Genomic DNA, 22,273 nt, shown 5'->3' on the forward strand with positions numbered 1-22,273 from the left:
CATTTAAGACGACGGTGGAGCGCGTTTTTGCAGGCTCTAGCTAGCAAGGTGCGCTTCAGCAATCACCTCTACGCGAGCTTCTTGGAGCGAAAAACATTGGAGAACAACACCAGGGCAATACCGAGAACCAAACCCGCAATAACACCGCCTATAATAATTAGCGACTTCTTGGGCTTTATTGCGCTCAACGGTTCCATAGCGGCTCGGTCGATAGCCACTAACTTTATGCGGCTCATATCGATATTCAAATTCCGCAAACGCGCCATTTCCGCTCTCAGCGGCTCAACCCCGGCCAGGAAAATATCTTCGTTTTCGCGGCGATTGAGTACTTCAACTTGACGGTTGGATTGAAGCAGCTGGAGTTCTTTGGCGATTTGCGCGATGCGCGCCTCAGCGAAGTCATCGGAGTTTCGTTGATTGAGTGCTCGCTTTTCTGCCTCCAGCGCCTCTACCCCCATGAAATAAAGAGGTATCTGCTGGTTGTTCACCTCAGTGCGCATCACGCTGTTTGAACTTGCGCGCTCAGCGTCTCCCAACGAAGAGGGCGTCGTAGGCTTGTTAATGCCCAGTGATTTGGCAATACCGATTGCCTCAGACAGTTGCGACATGCGATCGGTACGCAATGTCTTCAACTGGGCACGTAAAGCCTTCAATTCATCCAACAGTTGCGCGCGCTTCAGATTATCGGCTTCAAGCAATGAAGCTATTTTTGCTTCCTTGTCGGTTTCATAACTGGCTCGCGCAGCATTAAACTTACCGGTGATTTCGTTAAGCCGGTTTTTGACAATGACATCCATATCGGCGGCTATTTGCTTACGCTCGCTGGCAATTGCATACTGAACGAAGTCGTTCAGAATTTTTACACCATCGACGCCTTGCGGATAATTCATTTCAAGTTTGATGTATGCGCTCAGTGACTCAGCTTTCTTCAAGTCCGGCACAATCAAATTGATCGAATTACGGTTAAACTCTTCAAAGCTCTGCTCAAGGGTACGTCCTGGACGTTCAAACTCGCTGAAGAGTTGCTGATTAGCCCTGAAAAAATTCAATCGGGTTTCATAGGATTCAAGGGAAGCCCCAACTTTCAGAAGTGCTTCACTCGGTGGTAGCTTGTAAACTTCTGAACGATTCAAGGCGTCCAGTTCATTGATTGCGGCAGGCCTTAGAACACTGCTTACCTGATATTCAGGAGTCGCCAGGAATGCGTATGCCGCTGCGAGCAGCGCCACGCCTGCAGTGGTTATCAGGACTGTTTTTTTCTGTCGCCAGACGATTTGAGATAGCGCAAAGAGGTCGACTTCACCAGTCGAGGGCACAGGGGGGGCGCGGAAGCTACTACTCACAACAAAAACCTGCCTTCAATGAGAAACTGCGGGCTCGTTATGCAGACTATCTTGCGTGATTTTTCCATCAACCGCCCAACGAGGCCCAGCTTCGCTGCCTGGCCTTGAGCGCACAAAATGACTGTTCTCGAGAATATGTTGCATTTTGCCATCTCTTCGCTACATTGCAAGACTTGACAAGTCAATGAGACGCTTCCGGCCTGCGCGTAGGATATTTCCGCAGAGCTAGCAACGCGCAGCCGTTCCCCTTAAACACTGTCATTATCATTAATCGAAAAATAGATTCGACCCGCAGCGGCTACCAAAAAAGCTGCCGCTTTAAATTCTGATATTCATTTATAGGGTGTAAATCAGCGTTTTCGACATGAAAAACGACCAGACTGATCCGACAAACGGCACACAGCCCCCCGCCACTGGTAATTTTTCCCCTCTGAACGGAGCGGATCCAGGTCACGACGCCGGCATCTTCCTTCGGCCCTGCCTAGGCTTGAAAAGCAGGAACAGCACTGGGCCCAGTAACATTCCGAGTATCAGTGCCAATGTAACGAATACTGAAACAGGCAGTGCGGCGGAGGACCACCCCAAGAACGAAAGCGAGGCTGACTGTTGGTTTTCAAGCACAAAGCCTACAATTGCGAGAGCAACGATTGCAGCAATGATGACAGTAAAAATACGCTTGAACTGACGCATAACATACTCCTGGCAAACAATCAGATGCCCTCTTCCTCATCTTCATTAACTCGGTCGCGCAACTCTTTACCGGGTTTGAAATGAGGTACGAACTTCCCGTCAAGACTGACGGACTGGCCAGTCTTGGGGTTACGCCCCACTCGCGGTGCACGGTAATGCAGCGAAAAGCTGCCGAAGCCGCGGATTTCTATACGATCTCCAGTGGCCAGGCATTGGGACATTTGCTCAAGCATAGTCTTGATAGCCAACTCGACATCCTTGGATGAGAGCAGCCCTTGATGGGTGACAATTCGTTCGATCAACTCCGACTTCGTCATATTTTTCCCTTCTTTTTCAAGCAGCTAGGAAAATCGCTTCGAAGGTTTTAGCATGACCTGATGATTTTGAACAGCCCATATACCAACTTATCTGCGCGCCTACTCCAATACAGCCGTGAACGCCCAAATCGTCAATTACAGGTCACCAACATCGTGCGCGTAATCGCGCCAGCCGGGTTCCAGCCGAACGGGTAGTCTTCGGCGTCATCCTTGGCTTCACTGGACCGGGCGATGACTTTATAACCTTGCGCTTTGCACTCACGCATCGCACGCGCTTCGCACTTTTCCCATTTGTTCCCCAAACCCGAGCAGTCGATCTCAATACCGCTGCCGCCCCGCGTCGCATGAGTCTTGGCGCTGGTTGCGGAGCAACCTGCAAGCATCAGCACTGCCAGCACTACAATAAACCTGTTCATTCAACCCCTTATTGAATCGACACGGTGGAGTAGTTAAAGACTATAGCCACTTGTGACCTTGTGACGTACGCGTTAGTTCTGGGTATTTGATTCACTTGATTTCAGCACCGGCAGGAAGTCGCTATGGATCGCCTGCTTCTCTTTGCATCACTCACGGGACGTGTCGAAATACGCTCTCCGAAAAGGGCATGCCCCCTCCCCGGCTACAAGCACGGACGTCCCGCGGATCCCGATTCGCCCCAGCGGCTAAATAAAACGCGGCTACAAATGACTATAGACAGTCGTAAACCACGTCACTCGCGAATCGACATCGCCCAGGCATGCACGGACAGGTCAGCGCAGTGACGGCGCTGACGCTATCGGGTCGCAACCCCATACAATGAGAAGCCAGCAAAGAGCGCATCATCATCGCTCAGCAGGTATAATTACTCTAAGTTTATCCGGTCCGTATTTTCACGAAGAAAGCCAAAGGGATGCAGCAGCAATGACGTTATTTAAACCTGCTAAACCAATTAAAAAAAATAGCAGGGAGCGCACTGGAACGACAGTCGACACACCTCACTCAAAGCGCATCACTCACTTAGTGGCCTACGCAATACTCCTGGGAATTTGCGTTATTTTATTTGAGCCTCTTATCAGCACACTCTCTACAAATGCGTTCGACTATGTCACTCACCTAAAGTGGGCAAGCGACATGGAGAATGGTCAAAAATTAATATTGCCTCACCCGCTTTATCACCTGCTCACCATACTCTCCAAAAAAGCACTTGCCATCAGTTACCCGCAGGCGTCAACACTGGTCATAGTGCTTTCGATTTTTTTCCTTGCGGTTTTAAATTACAACATTTTGAAAGCGCACACGTCCGCGCTGATCGCTATCTTTTTCTCGGTCTGCTTGCTCATCATCACGCCTTTACAACTTTTCTTCGCTGTTGATCAGCACCTTTACTTCGGCTACATAGGGATAAGCATTTATCACAGCCCTACCATGTTGCTGTTGAAGCCCCTGTCTCTCCTGGCGTTCTGCTATGCACTCAAGTCTGTAGACAGTCCACAGCACAACAATTTATCCAACGGCCTCGCACTCGCTTTCGCTTTGTTCCTCAGCGGGATTTCAAAGCCCAATTTCTTGATGATCGTGCTCCCCGCCTTTGTGCTTTTCCTGCTAGTCACCCAGCAGCTCAAGTCAGCACTCACGAACAAGTATATCTATCTCGCGTTTTTCCTCCCCATCATCACGTTGCTAGGCCTGCAGTTCTTTCAAACGTTTTTCTTCCAGGACCTTTCACAAGCCACTGGTGGCACTGAAAGCCATATTGTTGTTCTACCCTTCGAGACCATGGCTCACTATTCGGACTTCCTATTTCCGAAGCTGATTCTATCGATCGCGTTTCCGCTGCTGACTTTTTTATTCTACCCAAGAGCTTTCATACAAGACAAAGCGGTCGTTTTTTCCTGCTGCTGCCTATTGATGGGTCTGGTGCTGACCTACTTCTTCGCAGAAAGTGGATCGAGAATGTACGATGGGAACTTCTGGTGGAGCGGACAAATGGGGCTCTATCTGGTATTTCTGTTCTCTGTCGCTTTTCTATTTAAAAACAGACAACACCTGACTATCCGCGACGTAGACAAAGTAAAATACTCACTCTGTCTGGCGCTGTTTTTCTTGCATGCACTTTTTGGAATATTCTTTTACAAGCAAGAGCTTTTTTTCAATGCGAAATTTTGGTAACCATTCGCCTACCCCACACACTAACAAGACCAAAATATTATGCCTGCCAAATTGACGCCACCTCATATCTCGGTGATCGTTCCGGTTTACAAAGCTGAAAACTCACTCGACGAGCTTTACTTACGCCTGAAATCCGCCCTCGAGGAAATCTCATTCGATTTCGAAATCGTATTGATAGAGGACTGCGGGGGTGATCGCTCATGGCAAATTATAGAGCGCCTCGCCGAGGCAGACCCGAGAGTACGTGGCATCCAGTTGAGTCGAAACTTTGGCCAGCACTATGGAATCACTGCAGGCCTGGATGCTTGCCGTGGCCAATGGGTCGTTGTGATGGATTGCGACCTTCAGGATCGCCCTGAAGAGATTCCTCGCCTCTATGCCAAGGCGCAGGAAGGTTACGATATCGTCCTAGCCTTAAGAGGGAAGCGGAGTGATCCGCTTCTTAAGAGATTCACCTCTTGGCTGTTCTACAAAACGTTCAGCTACCTGGCGGACTTTGAATATAATGGCGACAGCGGAAACTTCCGTATTATTTCGCGGAAAGTAGTCGATAACCTCTGCCAAATGCGTGAGCAACTTCGCTTTTTTGGTGCACTGGTTCATTGGACAGGCTTCTCCAGCACAGGGATTGAAATCTCGCACGCAGAACGCCTGGATGGAAAAAGCACCTATACGTTTTCAAAGCTGTGGAACCTGGCGATGGAGACAATAATTGCCTATTCAGACAAACCACTTCGGCTTGCGGTGAAGCTAGGCTTCACGATGGCGGCATTGGCATTTATCTTTGGGGCGTACCTGATTTTCACCACAATGCTACACGGAGCCGTTGTACAAGGCTGGACCAGTCTGATGGTTTCTACGTTCTTTATTGGTGGCATTGTCATTTCAATCCAGGGCATTGTTGGCATCTATGTCGGTAAAACCTTTGACCAGACCAAAAACCGCCCCCTGTATATTGTAGGACGTAAAACATTCGATTTATCTGAAGACACATTTGGCGCGCGCAAACAAACATCTCGATCTACATTAAGCCTCGAAAAAGAATGAAGGCCAAAATGAGCTTTTTTGCCTCACCCGCTTTTTCACAATTGATACGTTATGGGATTGTTGGCCTGACCAATAACGCCCTGCTTTACCTGGGCTACTTATTGCTCGTGTATTGCGGAAGTGGTGAAAAGCTGGCGATGACGCTGATTTATATAATAGGTGTTCTCACCAGTTATACGTTCAATTACAGATGGACGTTTTCTCAGAGAAAAAATCGAGGCGCCTTGATTCGATACATACAGATGCATTTAACCGGGTATCTCATAAACTTTATACTTCTGTATCTACTTGTCGACAAGTTACTTTACCCTCATCAACTTGTTCAAATTTTTGCAATCATAGTTGTCGCTTTTTTTAGTTTTTTCACATGCAAGTACTTCGTCTTTCGTGAACAATCGGCCCGCGAATAAATCCATCATTCAAGCAAGCGTGCCAGCGCTATTCACTGGAGCGCTACTGAATTACAAACTGCAAGCCTCATCAGACTGAACCAACAGGCACAAAAAAGGGCGACCGAAGTCGCCCTTTTTCTACAGCCTTACAGAACTTAGTTCTGCTTAGCCATTGCTTCGCGCAGCAGGGAGGCCATGGTGGTCTCGCCAGTTGCAGCTGCCGGAGTTTCTTTCAGACTCTGGATAGCTTCTTTCTCTTCCACTTCGTCTTTCGACTTGATGGAGAGTTGGATTACGCGGCTCTTGCGGTCAACGCTGATGATCTTGGCTTCTACTTCCTGGCCTTCTTTCAGAACGTTGCGCGCGTCTTCAACGCGGTCACGGCTGATTTCGGAGGCTTTCAGAGTCGCTTCGATATCGTCGGCCAGGGTGATGATGGCGCCTTTGGCGTCAACTTCTTTCACTGTACCTTTAACGATGGCGCCTTTGTCGTTCTCTTGTACGTACTCGGAGAACGGATCGCTTTCCAGTTGCTTGATGCCCAGGGAGATGCGCTCGCGCTCTGGGTCAACCGACAGGATAACGGTGTCCAGCTCGTCGCCCTTCTTGAAACGACGAACAGCTTCTTCGCCAACTTCGTTCCAGGAGATGTCGGACAGGTGAACCAGGCCGTCGATGCCGCCGTCCAGACCAATGAAGATACCGAAATCGGTGATCGACTTGATGGTGCCGGAGATTTTATCGCCCTTGTTGAACTGGCCAGAGAAATCTTCCCATGGGTTAGATTTGCACTGCTTGATGCCCAGGGAGATACGACGACGCTCTTCGTCGATGTCCAGAACCATAACTTCCACTTCGTCGCCGACTTGTACGACTTTCGAAGGGTGGATGTTCTTGTTGGTCCAGTCCATTTCGGAAACGTGTACCAGGCCTTCCACGCCTTCTTCCAGCTCAGCGAAGCAGCCGTAGTCGGTCAGGTTGGTAACACGCGCGGTCACGCGGGTGCTTTCTGGGTAACGGGCTTTGATAGCGACCCATGGATCTTCACCCAGTTGCTTCAGGCCCAGGGAAACACGGTTGCGTTCGCGATCGTATTTCAGAACCTTGACATCGATCTCGTCGCCAACGTTGACGATTTCCGATGGATGCTTGATACGCTTCCAAGCCATGTCGGTAATGTGCAGCAGGCCATCGACGCCACCCAGATCGACGAATGCGCCGTAATCGGTGAGGTTCTTGACGATACCTTTGACTTGTTGGCCTTCCTGCAGGGATTCCAGCAGAGCTTCACGCTCGGCGGAGTTCTCTGCTTCCAGGACGCTGCGACGGGAAACGACAACGTTGTTGCGTTTCTGGTCGAGCTTGATGACCTTGAATTCGAGTTCTTTGCCTTCCAGGTGCGTGGTGTCACGCACAGGACGAACGTCGACCAAAGAACCTGGCAGGAACGCACGGATGCCGTTAACGTCGACAGTGAAGCCGCCTTTAACCTTACCGTTGATAACGCCCTTGACCACTTCTTCAGCTGCGAAGGCTGCTTCGAGAACAATCCAGCATTCAGCGCGCTTGGCTTTTTCACGGGACAGCTTGGTTTCACCGAAACCGTCTTCAACCGAGTCCAGAGCAACGTGAACTTCGTCACCGACATTGATTGTCAGATCACCAGCATCGTTGTAGAACTGTTCCAGCGGGATCAGAGCTTCAGACTTCAGACCAGCGTGAACGGTTACCCAGCGAGCTTGGTAATCGATATCAACGATAACACCGGTGATGATGGAGCCTGCCTGAAGGTTCAGGGTTTTTAGGCTTTCTTCAAAGAGTTCCGCAAAGCTTTCGCTCATTTTAATTCCTGTTGATAAGGGCGAAGAATACGCCCATCTCCACACCCCAGACGGTATGGGTCAGTTTCAATTAGAAGAAGCACCACAGGACTATGACTGGTCCCCTGCAGCCTTCTTGGTCACCCGGCGATATCGCGAATGGCGATCTCGCTCATGATGCGTTCCAGCACCTGCTCGATGGACAACTCCGTGGAATCCAGCTGTATGGCGTCAGCCGCCGGCTTGAGCGGGGCTACCGCACGCTGGGTATCACGCTCATCGCGTGCACGGATCTCATCTAGCAGACTCGACAGACTAACACCATCGACTTTGCCCTTCAACTGCAAGTAACGGCGGCGAGCACGTTCCTCGGCGCTGGCGGTCAGGAAAATCTTCAGCGGCGCCTCGGGAAACACCACCGTGCCCATGTCACGGCCGTCGGCGACCAGGCCCGGCGGCTCCTGAAACGCGCGCTGGCGCTGCAGCAATGCGTCACGCACGGCCGGCAACGCGGCAACCTGGGAGGCCCAGGAACCGACTTGTTCGTTACGCAGGTCGTCGGTCACATCGTCGCCTTCGAGGATGATCCGCTGGGGATGACCTTCCGTCGCGCCGACGAACTGGACATCAAGGTGCGCCGCCAGCAGCTTCAGGGATTCTTCGTTGGTCAGGTCGACGCCATGGTTGCGCGCAGCGAAGGCCAGCAGGCGATACAGCGCGCCGGAATCGAGCAGGCACCAGCCAAGACGCTTGGCCAGAATGCCGGCGATCGTGCCTTTGCCCGAGCCGCTTGGCCCATCGATGGTAATCACCGGTGCTTTGATATTCACAATTGAGCCTCTTGGGCTACACGCATGCCGACATGGGCACACAGTGTAAGAAAGTTCGGAAAAGATGTAGCGACGTTGGCGCAGTCACGGATACGAATCGGCGCCGCCGCTCGCAACGACGCCACGCTCAATGCCATGGCGATGCGGTGATCGCCATGGGCATGCACGTCGCCGCCGCCTATCGGGCCGCCATCAATGATAATCCCATCAGATGTCGGTTCACACTTCACACCCAGCGCCAACAGACCGTCGGCCATGACCTGGATGCGATCGGATTCCTTCACCCGCAGCTCCTCGGCACCGCGCAACACGGTGCGCCCCTCGGCGCAGGCGGCGGCGACGAACAGCACGGGAAATTCATCGATCGCCAGCGGCACCAGCGCTTCGGGAATCTCGATGCCTTTGAGCACAGCGGCGCGTACACGCAAGTCGGCCACCGGCTCGCCACCCACTTCACGCGGGTTTTCCAGGGTAATGTCCGCGCCCATCAGGCGCAGAATATCGATCACCCCGGTGCGGGTCGGATTGATACCGACATGTTCGAGCAACAACTCGGAACCCTCGGCAATCGTGGCCGCCACCAGGAAAAATGCCGAGGAGGAAATATCCCCCGGCACTTCTATATGGGTAGCGGTCAACGTATGCCCGGATTCGACCGACGCCGTCGCGCCCTCCACGGTCACCGGGTAACCAAAACCGCGCAGCATGCGCTCGGTGTGGTCGCGGGTCGGTGCAGGCTCGGTCACTGCGGTTTTACCTTCGGCATACAGTCCGGCCAGCAACACACAGGATTTCACCTGGGCACTGGCCATCGGCAGTACATAATTGATGCCTTTGAGTGCCTGGCCACCGCGTATGGTCAGCGGCGGGCACCCTCGCGGCCCGGTCTCGATCACTGCACCCATGTCCCGCAACGGCTTGGCCACGCGGCTCATCGGGCGCCTGGACAGCGAGGCATCGCCCGTCAGCACGCTGTCGAAGCGCTGTGCCGCCAGCAACCCGGACAACAGGCGCATGGACGTGCCGGAATTGCCCAGGTAGATCGGCCCCGGCGCCGGTTTCAAGCCGTGCAAGCCCACACCATGAATCGTCACGCGGCCGTGGTGCGGCCCTTCAATCACCACGCCCATGTCGCGAAATGCCTGCAAGGTCGCCAGGGCGTCCTCACCTTCAAGGAAGCCTTCCACTTCGGTCGCGCCATCAGCCAATGAGCCCAGCATGATCGAGCGATGGGAGATCGACTTGTCACCCGGCACCCGAATGCGCCCGCTCAAGCGGCCACCTGGACGGGCGATGAAGGTCAGTTCGTCGGCATTCACTGCGGTTTCCATATAGGCGCGCCGCGCCAGGATCTTGCTGAAGTGTTCACGCGCCACCCGCGCACGGGTGAACACACCCAACAGTTGATGGCCATCGCCTGCATCCACGGCGTCGCGCAAGGCGTCGAGGTCGCTGCGGAAGGTATCGAGGGTACGCAACACCGCTTCACGATTGGCGAGGAAGATGTCGTGCCACATCACCGGGTCGCTGCCGGCAATCCGCGTGAAGTCGCGGAAGCCGCCGGCGGCATAGCGGAAAATCTCCAGGTTCTCGTTGCGCTTGGCCAATGAATCCACCAGGCCGAATGCCAACAGATGGGGCAGATGGCTGGTCGCCGCCAGCACTTCGTCGTGACGCTCGACCTGCATATGCTCCACATCCGCCCCCAACTCGCGCCACAACCGGTCCACCACGGCCAAGGCTGCAGGATCGGTCTGCGCAAGCGGCGTCAGGATCACTTTGTGCCGACGAAACAGCTGGGCGTTGGACGCTTCCACCCCACTCTGCTCGGAGCCGGCAATCGGATGGCCGGGCACGAAACGCGGTGGCATTTCACCAAACGCCAGTTGCGCCGCGCGCACCACGTTGCCCTTGGCGCTGCCGACATCCGTGAGGATCGCGCTGCCCAAATCCAGGCCGGCCAAAATCGCCAACAGCTTTTCCATGGCCAGGATCGGCACGGCCAGCTGGATCACGTCGGCACCCTGGCAAGCGATGGCCAGGTCCGCCTCGCAGCGATCCACCACCCCCAGCTCCACCGCCAGCTTGCGCGATTGCGGGTCCAGGTCCACGCCGACCACTTCGCCGCACAGGCCGCTCTCGCGCAGGCCTTTGGCGAAGGATCCACCGATCAACCCAAGACCAACCACCACCAGGCGACCGATCATAGGCACAGCAGGTTGCAATGCAGTGACATCAACCACGGGCCAGAACCTTGGCCAACGCCTCCAGGAAGCGGCTGTTCTCAGCCGGCAAACCGATGGTGACGCGCAGGTGATTGGGCATGCCGTAATTGGCCACCGGGCGCACGATCACGCCTTCGCGCAGCAAACCCTGGAAGACCGGGGCGGCTACCTGGCCGAGGTCGACGCAGATAAAGTTGCCCCTGGACGCAATCCAGCCCAGGCCCAACTCGCGAAAACCGTCCTGCAATTGCTGCATGCCGCGCTCGTTGAGGCGACGGCTTTCCTCGAGGTAATCGGCATCGTTCAACGCCGCGCAGGCCGCCGACAGGGCCAGACTGTTAACGTTGAACGGTTGGCGCACACGGTTCAGCACATCAGCGACTACCGCGCTGGACAAACCATAGCCAACCCGCAGCGACGCCAGGCCGTAGGCCTTGGAGAAGGTGCGCGACACCAGCAGGTTCGGATAGGCCGCCAGGAAGGCCAGTCCATCCGGCAGGTCGCTGCCTTCGGCGTACTCGATATAAGCCTCGTCCAGCACCACGAGGACATGCTCGGGCACGTCCTGCAGGAATTCGTTCAAGGCCTGCTCATCGAACCAGGTGCCCGTCGGGTTATTCGGGTTGGCGATAAACACCACGCGGGTTTGCGCATCGATTGCGGCCAGCATCGCCGGCAGGTCGTGCCCCCAGTCCTTTGCCGGAATCACCCGTGCATCGGCGCCTACGGCCTGGGTGACGATCGGGTAGACCGCGAATGCATGCTCACTGAACACCGCGTTCAGGCCCGGTGCCAGGTAGGCCCGGCCGACCAGCTCGAGGATGTCGTTGGAGCCGTTGCCCAGGGTCACCTGGTTCAGCTCGACCCGACACTTTTGCGCCAGCAACGACTTGAGGGCAAAGCCGTTGCCGTCGGGATAACGGGTCAGCTCGGCCAACTCTTCCCGAATCGCCGCCAACACTTTGGGGCTCGGGCCCAGCGGGTTTTCGTTACTCGCCAGCTTGACGATTTTGGACGGATCCAGATTCAACTCACGCGCCAACTCGTCCACAGGCTTGCCCGGAACGTAAGGCGAGAGTTGTTGCACGCCCGGCTGCGCCAGGGCGAGGAAGTTGCCACTCATGTCAAAGCCTCACAAAACCGCTTTCGGGTAAGAGCCCAGCACCTTGAGTGCCACGGCCTCCTGGCTGATTTTCTCCAGCACACCTTTGACCAGTGGGTCACGGTGATGCCCGATGAAGTCGATAAAGAACACGTAGGTCCATTTACCACTGCGCGAAGGACGCGTCTCGATGCGCGTCAGGTCAATCCCGTTGTCGTGGAACGGCACCAGCAGCTCATGCAGCGCACCGGGCTTGTTGCTCATGGAGACGATGATGGAGGTCTTGTCGTCGCCGGTGGGCGGCACTTCCTGGCTGCCGATCATCAGGAAGCGCGTGGAGTTGTCCGGACGGTCCTCGATTTTCTCGGCCAGGCGCGTGAGCCCGTACAGGCCCGCCGCCATATCGCCGGCAATCGCCGCCGAGTTCCACTCGCCCTTGACCCGCTTGGCCGCCTCGGCATTGCTGGAGACCGCCACGCGCTCGACGTTCGGGTAATGGGCGTCCAGCCACTTGCGGCACTGAGCCAGGGACTGGGCGTGGGAATAGATACGGCTGATGCTGTCGGTCTTGGTGTTTTCGCCCACCAGCAGGTGGTGGTGGATGCGCAGCTCGACCTCGCCACAGATCACCATGTCGTGTTCCAGGAAGCTGTCCAGCGTGTGGTTGACCGCGCCTTCGGTGGAGTTTTCCACCGGCACCACGCCAAAATTCACCGCACCGGCCGCCACTTCGCGGAACACTTCGTCGATCGCCGCCATTGGCTTGCTGATCACGGCATGGCCGAAATGTTTCATGGCCGCCGCTTGGGTGAAGGTGCCTTCCGGGCCGAGGTACGCCACTTTCAGCGGCTGCTCCAGCGCCAGGCACGAGGACATGATTTCACGGAACAACCGCGCCATCTCTTCGTTGCCCAGCGGCCCCTTGTTGCGCTCCATCACGCGCTTGAGCACCTGAGCCTCGCGCTCGGGCCGGTAGAACACCGGCACCTCGCCTTCCGCCAGGGACGCCATTTTCACCCGGGCCACTTCCTGGGCGCAGCGTGCGCGCTCGCTGATCAGCTCGAGGACTTTCTCGTCCAGGCTGTCGATGCGTACCCGCAGGGCCTTGAGTTCTTGCTCAGACATTAGCCGTGTTCCTTTTCGAACTCTGCCATGTAGGCAACCAGCGCGTTGATGGCGTGGATGTCGACGGCGTTGTAGATGGAGGCGCGCATGCCACCGACCGAACGGTGACCCTTGAGGTTCAGCAGGCCGCGCTCGTCGGCACCGGCCAGGAACGGCTTGTCCAGGCGGTCGTCAGCCAGGCGGAATGGCACGTTCATCCATGAGCGATTGGCGAGGTTGATCGGGTTGCTGTACAGGCCGCTGGCGTCGATGAAGTCGTACAAGGTGCGCTTCTTCACTTCGTTGAGCTTGCCCATGGCAGCCACGCCGCCCTGCTCCTTGAGCCATTCGAACACCAGGCCGGACAGGTACCAGGCGAATGCCGGCGGGGTGTTGTACATCGAGCCATTATCGGCCGCGACCTTGTAGTTGAGCATGGTCGGGCACACCGAGCGCGCGCGGCCGAGCAGGTCTTCGCGGATGATATTGACCAGGATGCCGCTCGGGCCGATGTTTTTCTGCGCACCGGCGTAGATCATGCCGTACTTGGACACATCGATGGGGCGCGAGAGGATGTCCGAGGACATGTCGCACACCAGTGGGACATCGCCCACTTGCGGCACCCAGTCGAATTGTAGGCCGCCGATGGTTTCATTGGCGACGTAGTGCACGTAGGCCGCATCCTTGGACAGTTTCCATTCGTTCTGACCAGGAATGGCGAAGTAGTCATAAGGCTTGGCGGTGCCTGCCACATTGACGTGACCGTAGCGGGAGGCTTCTTCAATGGCCTTCTGACCCCAGATACCGGTGTCGATATAGTCGGCCGTGCCGCCTTCGGGCAGCAGGTTCAGCGGGATCTGGGCGAACTGCTGGCTCGCGCCGCCCTGCAGGAACAGCACTTTGTAGTGGGAGGGGATGTCCAGCAAGTCGCGCAGATCCTGCTCGGCCTTGGTGGCGATGGACACGAACTCATCGCTGCGATGGCTCATTTCCATCACGGAGAGGCCTTTTCCATGCCAGTCGAGGAGTTCAGCCTGCGCGCGCTGCAGGACTGCTTCAGGAAGCGCCGCGGGACCGGCACAGAAGTTATAGGCTCTCTTGCTCACATCCAATCTCTCTGATCTGGTGGGACTGAAATCAAACACTGCTGGGGCGAGCTTGCTCGCGAAAAACCCGATAGCGCAAGGGCGTATCAGGCAGCCCGCGTCATCGTTGGCGATTTTCGCGAGCAAGCTAGCTCCTACAGGGGGCGGCGTTATATTTCAAAGGGGACAAACAACAAGGGGGCGAATCTTCATCCGCCCCCTGTGTGTCCGCTTATTCCTGCGGTTCTTCTTCGTCTGCGGCAGCATCGAGGGTTGGCTCGTCGACGTTGTCATCGCCGGCTGCGATCACCTCGCCGTCGAATTCCTCACCTTCGAGCGCTTCGCCCTCAACTTCCGAAGGCTCCTGCACACGCTCAAGGCCGACCAGTTTTTCATCCTTGGCCAGCTTGATCAGGGTCACGCCCTGGGTGTTACGGCCCAGGCTCGATACTTCCGCCACGCGGGTACGGACCAGGGTGCCCTGGTCGGAAATCAACATGATCTCCTCGCCGTCGAGCACCTGCACCGCGCCGACCAGACGGCCGTTGCGGTCGTTGCTGACCATGGCAATCACGCCCTGGCCGCCACGCTTGTACTCCGGGAACTCGCTGATGGCGGTGCGCTTGCCGTAGCCACGCTCGGACGCGGTAAGGATCTGGCTGCCTTCTTCCGGGATCAACATGGAGATCAGCTTCTGCCCTTCCGGCAGGCGCATGCCGCGCACGCCGCGGGCGGTACGGCCCATGGCGCGAACGTCGGATTCCTTGAAGCGCGTGACCTTGCCGCCGTCGGAGAACAGCATGACTTCGCGCTCGCCATCGGTGATCGCGGCAGAGATCAGCACGTCGCCTTCATCCAGCTCCAGGGCGATCAGGCCCACGCTGCGTTGACGGCTGAAGGATTCCAGCGGGGTCTTCTTCACGGTGCCCATGGCGGTGGCCATGAAGATGAAGTGACCTTCGGTGTAGTTCTCGACCGGCAGCATGGTGGTGATGTATTCATCACTGTCCAGCGGCAGCAGGTTGACCAGTGGACGCCCACGGGCGGCACGAGAGGCTTCCGGGATTTCGTAGGTCTTCAGCCAGTACACCTTGCCCTTGCTGGAGAACAGCAGCAGCGTGGTGTGACTGTTGGCGACCAGCAGGTGAGCGATGTAGTCCTCATCCTTGACGCCGGTAGCCGATTTACCTTTACCACCACGACGCTGGGCCTGGTACGCCGCCAGCGGCTGGGTCTTGGCATAGCCACCGTGGGAGATGGTCACCACGCGCTCTTCTTCCGGGATCATGTCACCCAGGGTCAGGTCGAGGCGCGCATCGAGGATTTCGGTGCGGCGTACGTCGCCGTATTCGGCGCGGATCACTTCGAGTTCTTCGCGGATCACTTCCATCAGGCGCACGGCGCTGTTGAGGATGCGGATCAACTCGCCAATCTGGTTGAGGATCTCCTGGTACTCGGCCAGCAGCTTCTCGTGCTCCAGCCCGGTCAGGCGGTGCAGGCGCAGCTCCAGGATGGCCTGGGCCTGTTCCGGCGACAGGAAATACTTGCCGTCACGCAGACCGTACTGCGGGTCCAAGGTCTCGGGGCGGCAGGAATCAGCGCCGGCGCGTTCAACCATGGCCACCACGGCGCTGGATTCCCACGGCATCTTGATCAGGGCTTCCTTGGCTTCCGACGGCGTCGGCGATGCCTTGATCAGGGCGATTACCGGGTCGATGTTCGACAGCGCAACCGCCTGGCCTTCCAGGATGTGGCCGCGCTCGCGGGCCTTGCGCAATTCGAACACGGTACGACGGGTGACCACTTCACGGCGGTGACGTACGAAGGCTTCCAGCAGATCCTTGAGGTTCAGGATGCGTGGGCGGCCATCGATCAGGGCAACCACGTTGATACCAAACACGCTTTGCAGCTGGGTCTGGGCGTAGAGGTTGTTGAGGATCACCTCGGGCACTTCGCCACGACGCAGCTCGATGACTACGCGCATACCGTCCTTGTCGGACTCGTCGCGCAGTTCGGTGATGCCTTCGAGCTTCTTCTCTTTAACCAGCTCGGCAATCTTCTCGATCAGACGCGCTTTGTTCAGCTGGTACGGGAGTTCGGTGATGACGATCTGCTGGCGGCCACCGACCTTGTCGATGTCCTCGATGATCGAGCGGGCGCGCATGTAAATGCGCCCGCGACCGGTGCGGTAGGCTTCGATGATGCCGGCGCGACCGTTGATGATCGCGGCGGTCGGGAAGTCCGGGCCGGGGATGTATTGCATCAGCTCATCGACGGTCAGCTCGGGGTTGTCGATGAGGGCCAGACAACCGTCGATGACTTCACCGAGGTTGTGCGGCGGGATGTTGGTGGCCATGCCCACGGCGATACCGCTGGAACCGTTGACCAGCAGGTTGGGAATACGGGTGGGCATAACGGCCGGGATCATTTCGGTGCCGTCGTAGTTCGGCACCCAGTCCACGGTTTCTTTATGCAGATCGGCCAGCAGTTCGTGCGCCAGCTTGGTCATGCGCACTTCGGTGTATCGCATGGCCGCGGCGTTGTCGCCGTCGACCGAACCGAAGTTGCCCTGGCCGTCTACCAGCAGGTAGCGCAGGGAAAACGGCTGGGCCATCCGAACGATGGTGTCGTACACCGCAGTGTCGCCGTGGGGGTGATACTTACCGATCACGTCACCGACAACACGGGCAGATTTCTTGTACGGCTTGTTCCAGTCGTTACCCAGCTCGCTCATCGCGAACAGCACACGCCGGTGCACGGGCTTCAAGCCGTCGCGCGCATCAGGCAGTGCCCGACCGACAATGACGCTCATCGCGTAGTCGAGGTAGGACTGTTTCAGCTCGTCTTCGATATTGACCGGGAGGATTTCTTTGGCCAGTTCGCCCATGAGAAGCCTGATTCCTTTTTCGGGTGAAACTTCGTTACATCCATTCGGGACGAACAAAGCTCGCCGCTGCCGGCACGGTGCCTGACAACGACTTACGACAAATCAACGAGTTATGACACGGATCTGCACGTTATGGACCACCCCTCGGGGCAGCCCTGGAAACCGCCGGATGTTATCACAATCGCCGCCACGCACCTATCCCCCTGATGCGCATGGAGGCTAGTAATTTGATGAATGACAGGCTTGAGGGGGACGAGAGAGGCTCAGAGGTGGGGTGGTGCTGTTTTTTGAGGGCAAATCCGGGACTTTTATTGACTTTGAGGGCCAATCGGGGGCAAGCCCCCTCCCACACTTGAATTGTGAACACAGTCAAACCTGTGGGAGGGGGCTTGCCCCCGATAGCAATGGCACAGACACCACAGCCCTCAATGCAGCCGCTTACGGCACATCAACCTGGCCAGCTTGGCAGTATCCGGCCGCTCCACCACACCTTTTTCGGTCACGATTACATCAATCAGATCCGCCGGCGTCACATCGAACGCCGGATTAAATACCTGCGCCTCCAACCGCTGGCCATTCACCTCCAGCAACTCAGCGCCGTCACGCTCTTCCAGGGTCACATCATCGCCGGTAGCCATCATCAGATCGACGGTCGAGCTCGGCGCCACCACCATGAAGCGTACGCCGTGGTGCATGGCGCAAACGGCCAGTTGATAGGTACCGATCGTGCTGATCACATCGCCATTGGCCGCGATGCAGTCCGCGCCGACCACCACCCAGGTGACGCCTTTGGTCTTGAGGATATGCGCCCCGGCAGTGTCGGCATTTACCGTGACCGGAACGCCGGCGCCGGCCAACTCCCAGGCGGTCAATCGCGAGCCTTGCAGCCACGGCCGGGTTTCATTGGCATAAACCTGCTCGACCAGGCCTTCCAGGAATGCCGCGCGGATCACCCCGAGGGCCGTGCCGACACCGCCGGAGGCAAGGGCGCCGGCGTTGCCATGGGTCAGGATCGCCTGGGCGTTGCCCTGATGCTTGCGAATGCGCTCGAGGCCCAATTGGGCCATGACCACATTGGCTTCGCGATCGCTCTCATGAATCGCAATGGCTTCGGCTTCCAGCACCGCCAACGGGTCGGCGTGTTGCTTGAGACGGTCAAGGCGCTCGCGCATGCACTTCAACGCCCAGAACAGGTTGGATGCGGTGGGGCGCGTATCGGCCAGCAATGCGTAGTCTTCTTCCCATGCAGCCTGCCAGTCGTCGCCCTCGGCAATGCGCTGGCGCGCAGCCAGGACCAGGCCGTAGGCTGCACTGATACCGATGGCCGCCGCGCCGCGCACCACCCTCGCGCGAATGGCGGCGGCCACCTCGTCGACGGTCGAGCACGTCACCCAGCTTTCCCGGGCCGGCAATGCACGCTGATCGAGCAGGTGCAGCACGCCATCACGCCACTCGATGGCCTTCACCTTCTCCGCCGCCAACAGTCGGTCGCGCATCCCTTAACCCCGTACTCATGAACAAAAGCCGCCGATTATAGCGATCCGCCCGCCGGGACGCTCGGGTATACTTCGCCCTTCTTTTATAGCTGCCCAGGAAGAAGCCTGCGATGACGCCCACTGCCGCCCCGCTCGACTTATTACTGCTGCCGACCTGGCTGGTACCCGTCGAACCCGCCGGCGTAGTGCTCAAGGAGCATGGCCTGGGTATCCGCGACGGTTGCATCGTGTTTATCGGGCCGCGGGCGGCGGCATTGAAGCTTGAGGCGAGCGAAGTGCGCGAACTGCCGGGCATGCTGCTCAGCCCCGGACTGATCAACGCCCACGGGCATGCGGCGATGAGCCTGTTCCGCGGCCTGGCCGATGACCTGCCATTGATGACCTGGCTGGAAAAACACATCTGGCCCGCCGAGGCCAAGTGGGTCGATGAAGCCTTCGTGCGCGATGGCACCGATCTGGCCATCGCCGAGCAGCTCAAGGGCGGCATCACTTGCTTCTCCGATATGTATTTCTACCCCAAGGTCGCCAGCGATTGCGTGCACAACAGCGGCATGCGCGCGCAGATCGCCATTCCGATCCTGGACTTCCCGATCCCGGGCGCCATCACCGCCGATGAGGCGATTCGCCAAGGCATCGAGCTGTTCGGCGACCTCAAGCATCATCCACGCATCAAGATCACGTTCGGCCCCCACGCGCCTTATACCGTCAACGATGACAACCTGGAAAAGATCCGGATCATCGCTGAAGAGCTGGACGCCGCAATCCATATGCACGTGCACGAAACCGCCTTCGAGGTGCAGCAGGCCGTGGAACAGACGGGCGAGCGGCCACTGGCCCGCCTGGGTCGCCTTGGCTTGCTGGGCCCGCGCTTCCAGGCCGTTCACATGACCCAAATCAGCGAGGATGACCTGGCTTTGCTGGTAGAAAGCAACACCAGCGTGATCCATTGCCCGGAATCGAACCTTAAACTGGCCAGCGGCTTCTGTCCGGTTGAACGCCTGTGGCAGGCTGGCGTCAATGTGGCTATAGGCACTGACGGCGCCGCCAGCAACAACGACCTTGACCTGTTGGGCGAAACCCGCACGGCCGCGATGCTGGCCAAGGCCGTCGCCGGTTCGGCCACCGCGCTGGACGCCCATCGCGCGCTGCGCATGGCCACCCTCAATGGCGCGCGGGCGATGGGCCTGGACAGCCAGATCGGCTCGCTGGAAGTCGGCAAGGCTGCGGATATCGTCGCCTTCGACCTTTCTGGGCTGGCGCAACAACCGATCTACGACCCGGTCTCACAGCTTATCTACGCCACCGGTCGCGATTGTGTGAAACACCTTTGGGTCGCCGGCAAGCAGTTGCTCGACGACCGACGATTGACCCGCATGGATGAAGCACAGTTGACCGCCACGGCCATTGCCTGGGGCCAACGCATCAGCGGGCACAGCGAATAAACCGATTTATCAGATTCAGAGGATTCACCATGAGCAACGTCGACCACGCCGAAATCGCCAAATTCGAAGCCCTGGCCCACCGCTGGTGGGACCGTGAGAGCGAGTTCAAGCCGCTGCATGACATCAACCCACTGCGGGTCAACTGGATTGACGAACGCGTCAACCTGGCCGGCAAAAAGGTGCTGGACGTCGGTTGCGGCGGTGGCATCCTCAGTGAAGCCATGGCCCAGCGCGGCGCCACCGTCATGGGCATCGACATGGGCGAGGCACCGCTGGCCGTGGCCCAGCTGCACCAGCTGGAATCCGGCGTAAGCGTGGAATACCGCCAGATCACCGCCGAAGCCCTGGCCGAGGAAATGCCCGAACAGTTCGACGTGGTCACCTGCCTTGAAATGCTCGAACACGTGCCGGACCCGTCTTCGGTGATCCGCGCCTGCTTCCGCATGGTCAAGCCCGGCGGCCAGGTGTTCTTCTCCACCATCAACCGCAACCCCAAGGCTTATCTGTTCGCGATCATCGGCGCCGAATACATCATGAAGCTGCTGCCGCGCGGCACCCATGACTTCAAGAAATTCATCCGCCCCTCCGAGCTGGGCGCGTGGAGCCGCCAGGCGGGGCTAACCGTCAAGGACATCATCGGCCTGACCTACAACCCGCTGACCAAGCACTACAAGCTGGCCAACGACGTTGACGTCAACTACATGATCCAGACCCTGCGCGAGGAGTAAGCCTGTGAAGTTGCGAGCGGTTCTCTTCGACATGGACGGTACCCTGCTGGACACCGCGCCGGACTTTATCGCCATCTGCCAGGCCATGCGCGCCGACCGTGGCCTGCCGCCGGTCAACGACCAGCACATCCGCGATGAAATCTCCGGTGGCGCGAAGGCGATGGTCGCCGTGACGTTCTCGATGGACCCGGAGTCGCCAGGTTTCGAAGCGCTGCGCCAGGAATTCCTCGAGCGCTACCTCAAGGACTGCGCGGTGCACAGCAAATTGTTCGACGGTATGGCCGAGCTGCTGGAAGACATCGAGAAAGCCAAGCTGGTCTGGGGCGTGGTCACCAACAAGCCGCTGCGCTTTGCCGAGCCGATCATGCAGCAACTGGGCCTGGCCGAACGCTCGGCCGTGCTGATCTGTCCGGACCACGTAAAGAACAGCAAGCCGGACCCGGAGCCGATGATCCTGGCGTGCAAGATGCTCGACCTCGACCCGGCCAGCGTGTTGTTCGTGGGCGACGATTTGCGTGATATCGAATCCGGTCGCGATGCCGGCACCCGGACGGCGGCAGTTACCTACGGCTATATCCATCCGGACGACAATCCGCGTCACTGGGGGGCGGATGTGGTGGTGGACCACCCATTGGAGCTGCGCAAGGTGCTGGATAGCGCGGTGTGCAGTTGCTGATTTAACTGATCGATGAAGATCCAATATGGGAGGGGGCTTGCTCCCGATTGCAGTGTGTCAGTCACTGCATTTGTTGACTGATCCACCGCTATCGGGGCAAGCCCCCTCCCACAGTTGATCTTCGGCGTTTTCGAATGTGAGGTTATGTATGTTTGATTATTCCGCCCCTCCAGAACTGCTCAAAGGCCGGGTGATCCTGGTCACCGGTGCCGGCCGCGGGATCGGCGCGGCTGCGGCGAAAACCTACGCCGCCCACGGTGCTACCGTGCTGCTGCTGGGCAAGACCGAGGCCAACCTGGCCCAGGTGTATGACGAAATCGAAGCCGCCGGCCAGCCGCAACCGGTGGTGATCCCGTTCAACCTGGAGACCGCCCTGCCCCATCAATACGATGAGCTGGCAGCAATGATCGAAAAGGCATTCGGCCGCCTCGACGGCCTGCTGCACAACGCCTCGATCATCGGACCGCGCACGCCCATCGAACAATTGTCCGGCGAGCACTTCATGCGAGTGATGCACGTCAACGTCAACGCGATGTTCATGCTGACCAGCACCCTGCTGCCGTTGCTCAAGCTGTCCACGGATGCGTCGGTGGTGTTCACGTCCAGCAGCGTCGGGCGCAAGGGCCGCGCGTATTGGGGCGCTTACGGAGTGTCGAAGTTTGCCACTGAAGGCTTGATGCAGACCCTGGCCGACGAGCTGGAAGACGTCGCCGCCGTGCGCGCCAACAGCATCAACCCGGGCGGTACGCGCACCAGCATGCGAGCCCAGGCCTACCCAGGGGAAAACCCGATGGAACGGCCGGCGCCGGAAGAAATCATGCCGGTGTACCTGTACCTGATGGGGCCGGACAGTGCAGTGATCAATGGGCAGGCATTTGATGCGCAATAACCCCTGACACAACCTGAAGCAAAATGTGGGAGGGGGCTTGCCCCCGATTGCG

At 57.8% G+C, this 22,273-nt stretch carries 19 protein-coding genes; 7 read left to right on the forward strand and 12 right to left on the reverse strand.

Annotated elements, in window-relative coordinates:
• Positions 1-68: 68 nt before the first annotated feature.
• From BFP90_RS10525 to BFP90_RS10540, 4 genes are all read right to left on the reverse strand, one after another.
• Entirely contained in the window at positions 69-1,343 is a 1,275-nt protein-coding gene (locus BFP90_RS10525; protein ID WP_065896618.1) for a Wzz/FepE/Etk N-terminal domain-containing protein, read from the reverse strand.
• A 450-nt stretch (positions 1,344-1,793) separates the two neighbouring features.
• Complete coding sequence (locus BFP90_RS10530; protein ID WP_065896619.1) at positions 1,794-2,033, reverse strand: lipopolysaccharide assembly protein LapA domain-containing protein; 240 nt, start codon at positions 2,031-2,033, stop codon at positions 1,794-1,796.
• A 20-nt stretch (positions 2,034-2,053) separates the two neighbouring features.
• Positions 2,054-2,350 (reverse strand): integration host factor subunit beta, encoded by a 297-nt coding sequence (gene ihfB / locus BFP90_RS10535; RefSeq protein ID WP_065886416.1) that lies wholly within the window; start codon positions 2,348-2,350, stop codon positions 2,054-2,056.
• 131 nt (positions 2,351-2,481) lie between these two features.
• A complete protein-coding gene (locus BFP90_RS10540; RefSeq protein ID WP_065896620.1) occupies positions 2,482-2,766 on the reverse strand; it encodes a hypothetical protein in 285 nt (94 codons plus the stop codon).
• A 484-nt stretch (positions 2,767-3,250) separates the two neighbouring features.
• Here BFP90_RS10540 and BFP90_RS10545 point away from each other — a divergent pair, with 484 nt between their 5' ends.
• From BFP90_RS10545 to BFP90_RS29580, 3 genes are read left to right on the forward strand one after another with little or no spacing between them, the layout of a single operon-like run.
• Positions 3,251-4,498 carry a hypothetical protein gene (locus BFP90_RS10545; protein ID WP_065896621.1) on the forward strand — a complete coding sequence of 416 codons (1,248 nt, stop codon included), beginning with the start codon at positions 3,251-3,253 and terminating at the stop codon, positions 4,496-4,498.
• A 39-nt stretch (positions 4,499-4,537) separates the two neighbouring features.
• Positions 4,538-5,545, forward strand: a complete 1,008-nt coding sequence (locus BFP90_RS10550; RefSeq protein WP_083203212.1) for a glycosyltransferase family 2 protein — start codon at positions 4,538-4,540, stop codon at positions 5,543-5,545.
• 8 nt (positions 5,546-5,553) lie between these two features.
• Positions 5,554-5,955 carry a GtrA family protein gene (locus BFP90_RS29580; RefSeq protein ID WP_065896622.1) on the forward strand — a complete coding sequence of 134 codons (402 nt, stop codon included), beginning with the start codon at positions 5,554-5,556 and terminating at the stop codon, positions 5,953-5,955.
• 137 nt (positions 5,956-6,092) lie between these two features.
• Here BFP90_RS29580 and rpsA read toward each other — a convergent pair whose 3' ends face one another.
• From rpsA to mtnA, 8 genes are all read right to left on the reverse strand, one after another.
• On the reverse strand, positions 6,093-7,778 hold the full coding sequence (gene rpsA / locus BFP90_RS10560; protein ID WP_065886412.1) for a 30S ribosomal protein S1: 1,686 nt from the start codon (positions 7,776-7,778) through the stop codon (positions 6,093-6,095).
• A 119-nt stretch (positions 7,779-7,897) separates the two neighbouring features.
• On the reverse strand, positions 7,898-8,587 hold the full coding sequence (gene cmk / locus BFP90_RS10565) for a (d)CMP kinase (protein WP_012722932.1): 690 nt from the start codon (positions 8,585-8,587) through the stop codon (positions 7,898-7,900).
• Positions 8,584-10,794, reverse strand: coding sequence for a bifunctional prephenate dehydrogenase/3-phosphoshikimate 1-carboxyvinyltransferase (locus BFP90_RS10570; RefSeq protein ID WP_065896623.1), 2,211 nt, complete (start codon positions 10,792-10,794; stop codon positions 8,584-8,586). The genes cmk and BFP90_RS10570 overlap by 4 nt, the downstream gene beginning before the upstream one ends.
• Before the next feature lie 28 nt (positions 10,795-10,822).
• Positions 10,823-11,935, reverse strand: coding sequence for a histidinol-phosphate transaminase (hisC, locus tag BFP90_RS10575; protein WP_065896624.1), 1,113 nt, complete (start codon positions 11,933-11,935; stop codon positions 10,823-10,825).
• A 9-nt stretch (positions 11,936-11,944) separates the two neighbouring features.
• Positions 11,945-13,039, reverse strand: a complete 1,095-nt coding sequence (pheA, locus tag BFP90_RS10580) for a prephenate dehydratase (RefSeq protein WP_003172650.1) — start codon at positions 13,037-13,039, stop codon at positions 11,945-11,947.
• Positions 13,039-14,124, reverse strand: a complete 1,086-nt coding sequence (gene serC / locus BFP90_RS10585; protein WP_065896625.1) for a 3-phosphoserine/phosphohydroxythreonine transaminase — start codon at positions 14,122-14,124, stop codon at positions 13,039-13,041. Before serC ends, pheA begins: the two co-directional genes overlap by 1 nt.
• A gap of 211 nt (positions 14,125-14,335) precedes the next feature.
• A complete protein-coding gene (gene gyrA / locus BFP90_RS10590) occupies positions 14,336-16,990 on the reverse strand; it encodes a DNA gyrase subunit A (RefSeq protein WP_065896626.1) in 2,655 nt (884 codons plus the stop codon).
• Between the two features lie 425 nt (positions 16,991-17,415).
• Positions 17,416-18,486, reverse strand: coding sequence for an S-methyl-5-thioribose-1-phosphate isomerase (mtnA, locus tag BFP90_RS10595; RefSeq protein ID WP_065896627.1), 1,071 nt, complete (start codon positions 18,484-18,486; stop codon positions 17,416-17,418).
• Positions 18,487-18,596: 110 nt separating this feature from the next.
• Here mtnA and BFP90_RS10600 point away from each other — a divergent pair, with 110 nt between their 5' ends.
• The 4 genes from BFP90_RS10600 to BFP90_RS10615 all read left to right on the forward strand — a co-directional run bounded on the left by BFP90_RS10600 (position 18,597) and on the right by BFP90_RS10615 (position 22,221).
• Complete coding sequence (locus BFP90_RS10600; protein WP_065896628.1) at positions 18,597-19,928, forward strand: TRZ/ATZ family hydrolase; 1,332 nt, start codon at positions 18,597-18,599, stop codon at positions 19,926-19,928.
• Between the two features lie 29 nt (positions 19,929-19,957).
• Positions 19,958-20,656 (forward strand): bifunctional 2-polyprenyl-6-hydroxyphenol methylase/3-demethylubiquinol 3-O-methyltransferase UbiG, encoded by a 699-nt coding sequence (ubiG, locus tag BFP90_RS10605; RefSeq protein WP_003189760.1) that lies wholly within the window; start codon positions 19,958-19,960, stop codon positions 20,654-20,656.
• A gap of 4 nt (positions 20,657-20,660) precedes the next feature.
• Positions 20,661-21,332: an N-acetylmuramic acid 6-phosphate phosphatase MupP gene (mupP, locus tag BFP90_RS10610; RefSeq protein ID WP_065886405.1), complete on the forward strand. Its 672-nt coding sequence runs from the start codon at positions 20,661-20,663 to the stop codon at positions 21,330-21,332.
• A gap of 148 nt (positions 21,333-21,480) precedes the next feature.
• Positions 21,481-22,221 carry a YciK family oxidoreductase gene (locus BFP90_RS10615; protein WP_065896629.1) on the forward strand — a complete coding sequence of 247 codons (741 nt, stop codon included), beginning with the start codon at positions 21,481-21,483 and terminating at the stop codon, positions 22,219-22,221.
• The last annotated feature ends 52 nt before the right edge of the window (positions 22,222-22,273 follow it).

The sequence above is a fragment of the Pseudomonas sp. 24 E 13 genome (assembly GCF_900004715.1).
GTDB classification, from domain to species: domain Bacteria; phylum Pseudomonadota; class Gammaproteobacteria; order Pseudomonadales; family Pseudomonadaceae; genus Aquipseudomonas; species Aquipseudomonas orientalis_A.

Bases quoted from the DNA above. Each gene is read 5' to 3' on its own strand.
- BFP90_RS10545 (WP_065896621.1), top strand. From the start codon at position 3,251: ATGACGTTATTTAAACCTGCTAAACCAATTAAAAAAAATAGCAGGGAG.
- BFP90_RS10615 (WP_065896629.1), top strand. From the start codon at position 21,481: ATGTTTGATTATTCCGCCCCTCCAGAACTGCTCAAAGGCCGGGTGATC.
- pheA (WP_003172650.1), bottom strand. From the start codon at position 13,039: ATGTCTGAGCAAGAACTCAAGGCCCTGCGGGTACGCATCGACAGCCTG.
- BFP90_RS10570 (WP_065896623.1), bottom strand. From the start codon at position 10,794: ATGATCGGTCGCCTGGTGGTGGTTGGTCTTGGGTTGATCGGTGGATCC.
- mtnA (WP_065896627.1), bottom strand. From the start codon at position 18,486: ATGCGCGACCGACTGTTGGCGGCGGAGAAGGTGAAGGCCATCGAGTGG.
- BFP90_RS10550 (WP_083203212.1), top strand. From the start codon at position 4,538: ATGCCTGCCAAATTGACGCCACCTCATATCTCGGTGATCGTTCCGGTT.
- rpsA (WP_065886412.1), bottom strand. From the start codon at position 7,778: ATGAGCGAAAGCTTTGCGGAACTCTTTGAAGAAAGCCTAAAAACCCTG.
- ihfB (WP_065886416.1), bottom strand. From the start codon at position 2,350: ATGACGAAGTCGGAGTTGATCGAACGAATTGTCACCCATCAAGGGCTG.
- BFP90_RS10530 (WP_065896619.1), bottom strand. From the start codon at position 2,033: ATGCGTCAGTTCAAGCGTATTTTTACTGTCATCATTGCTGCAATCGTT.
- BFP90_RS10600 (WP_065896628.1), top strand. From the start codon at position 18,597: ATGACGCCCACTGCCGCCCCGCTCGACTTATTACTGCTGCCGACCTGG.
- BFP90_RS29580 (WP_065896622.1), top strand. From the start codon at position 5,554: ATGAGCTTTTTTGCCTCACCCGCTTTTTCACAATTGATACGTTATGGG.
- gyrA (WP_065896626.1), bottom strand. From the start codon at position 16,990: ATGGGCGAACTGGCCAAAGAAATCCTCCCGGTCAATATCGAAGACGAG.
- ubiG (WP_003189760.1), top strand. From the start codon at position 19,958: ATGAGCAACGTCGACCACGCCGAAATCGCCAAATTCGAAGCCCTGGCC.
- BFP90_RS10540 (WP_065896620.1), bottom strand. From the start codon at position 2,766: ATGAACAGGTTTATTGTAGTGCTGGCAGTGCTGATGCTTGCAGGTTGC.
- hisC (WP_065896624.1), bottom strand. From the start codon at position 11,935: ATGAGTGGCAACTTCCTCGCCCTGGCGCAGCCGGGCGTGCAACAACTC.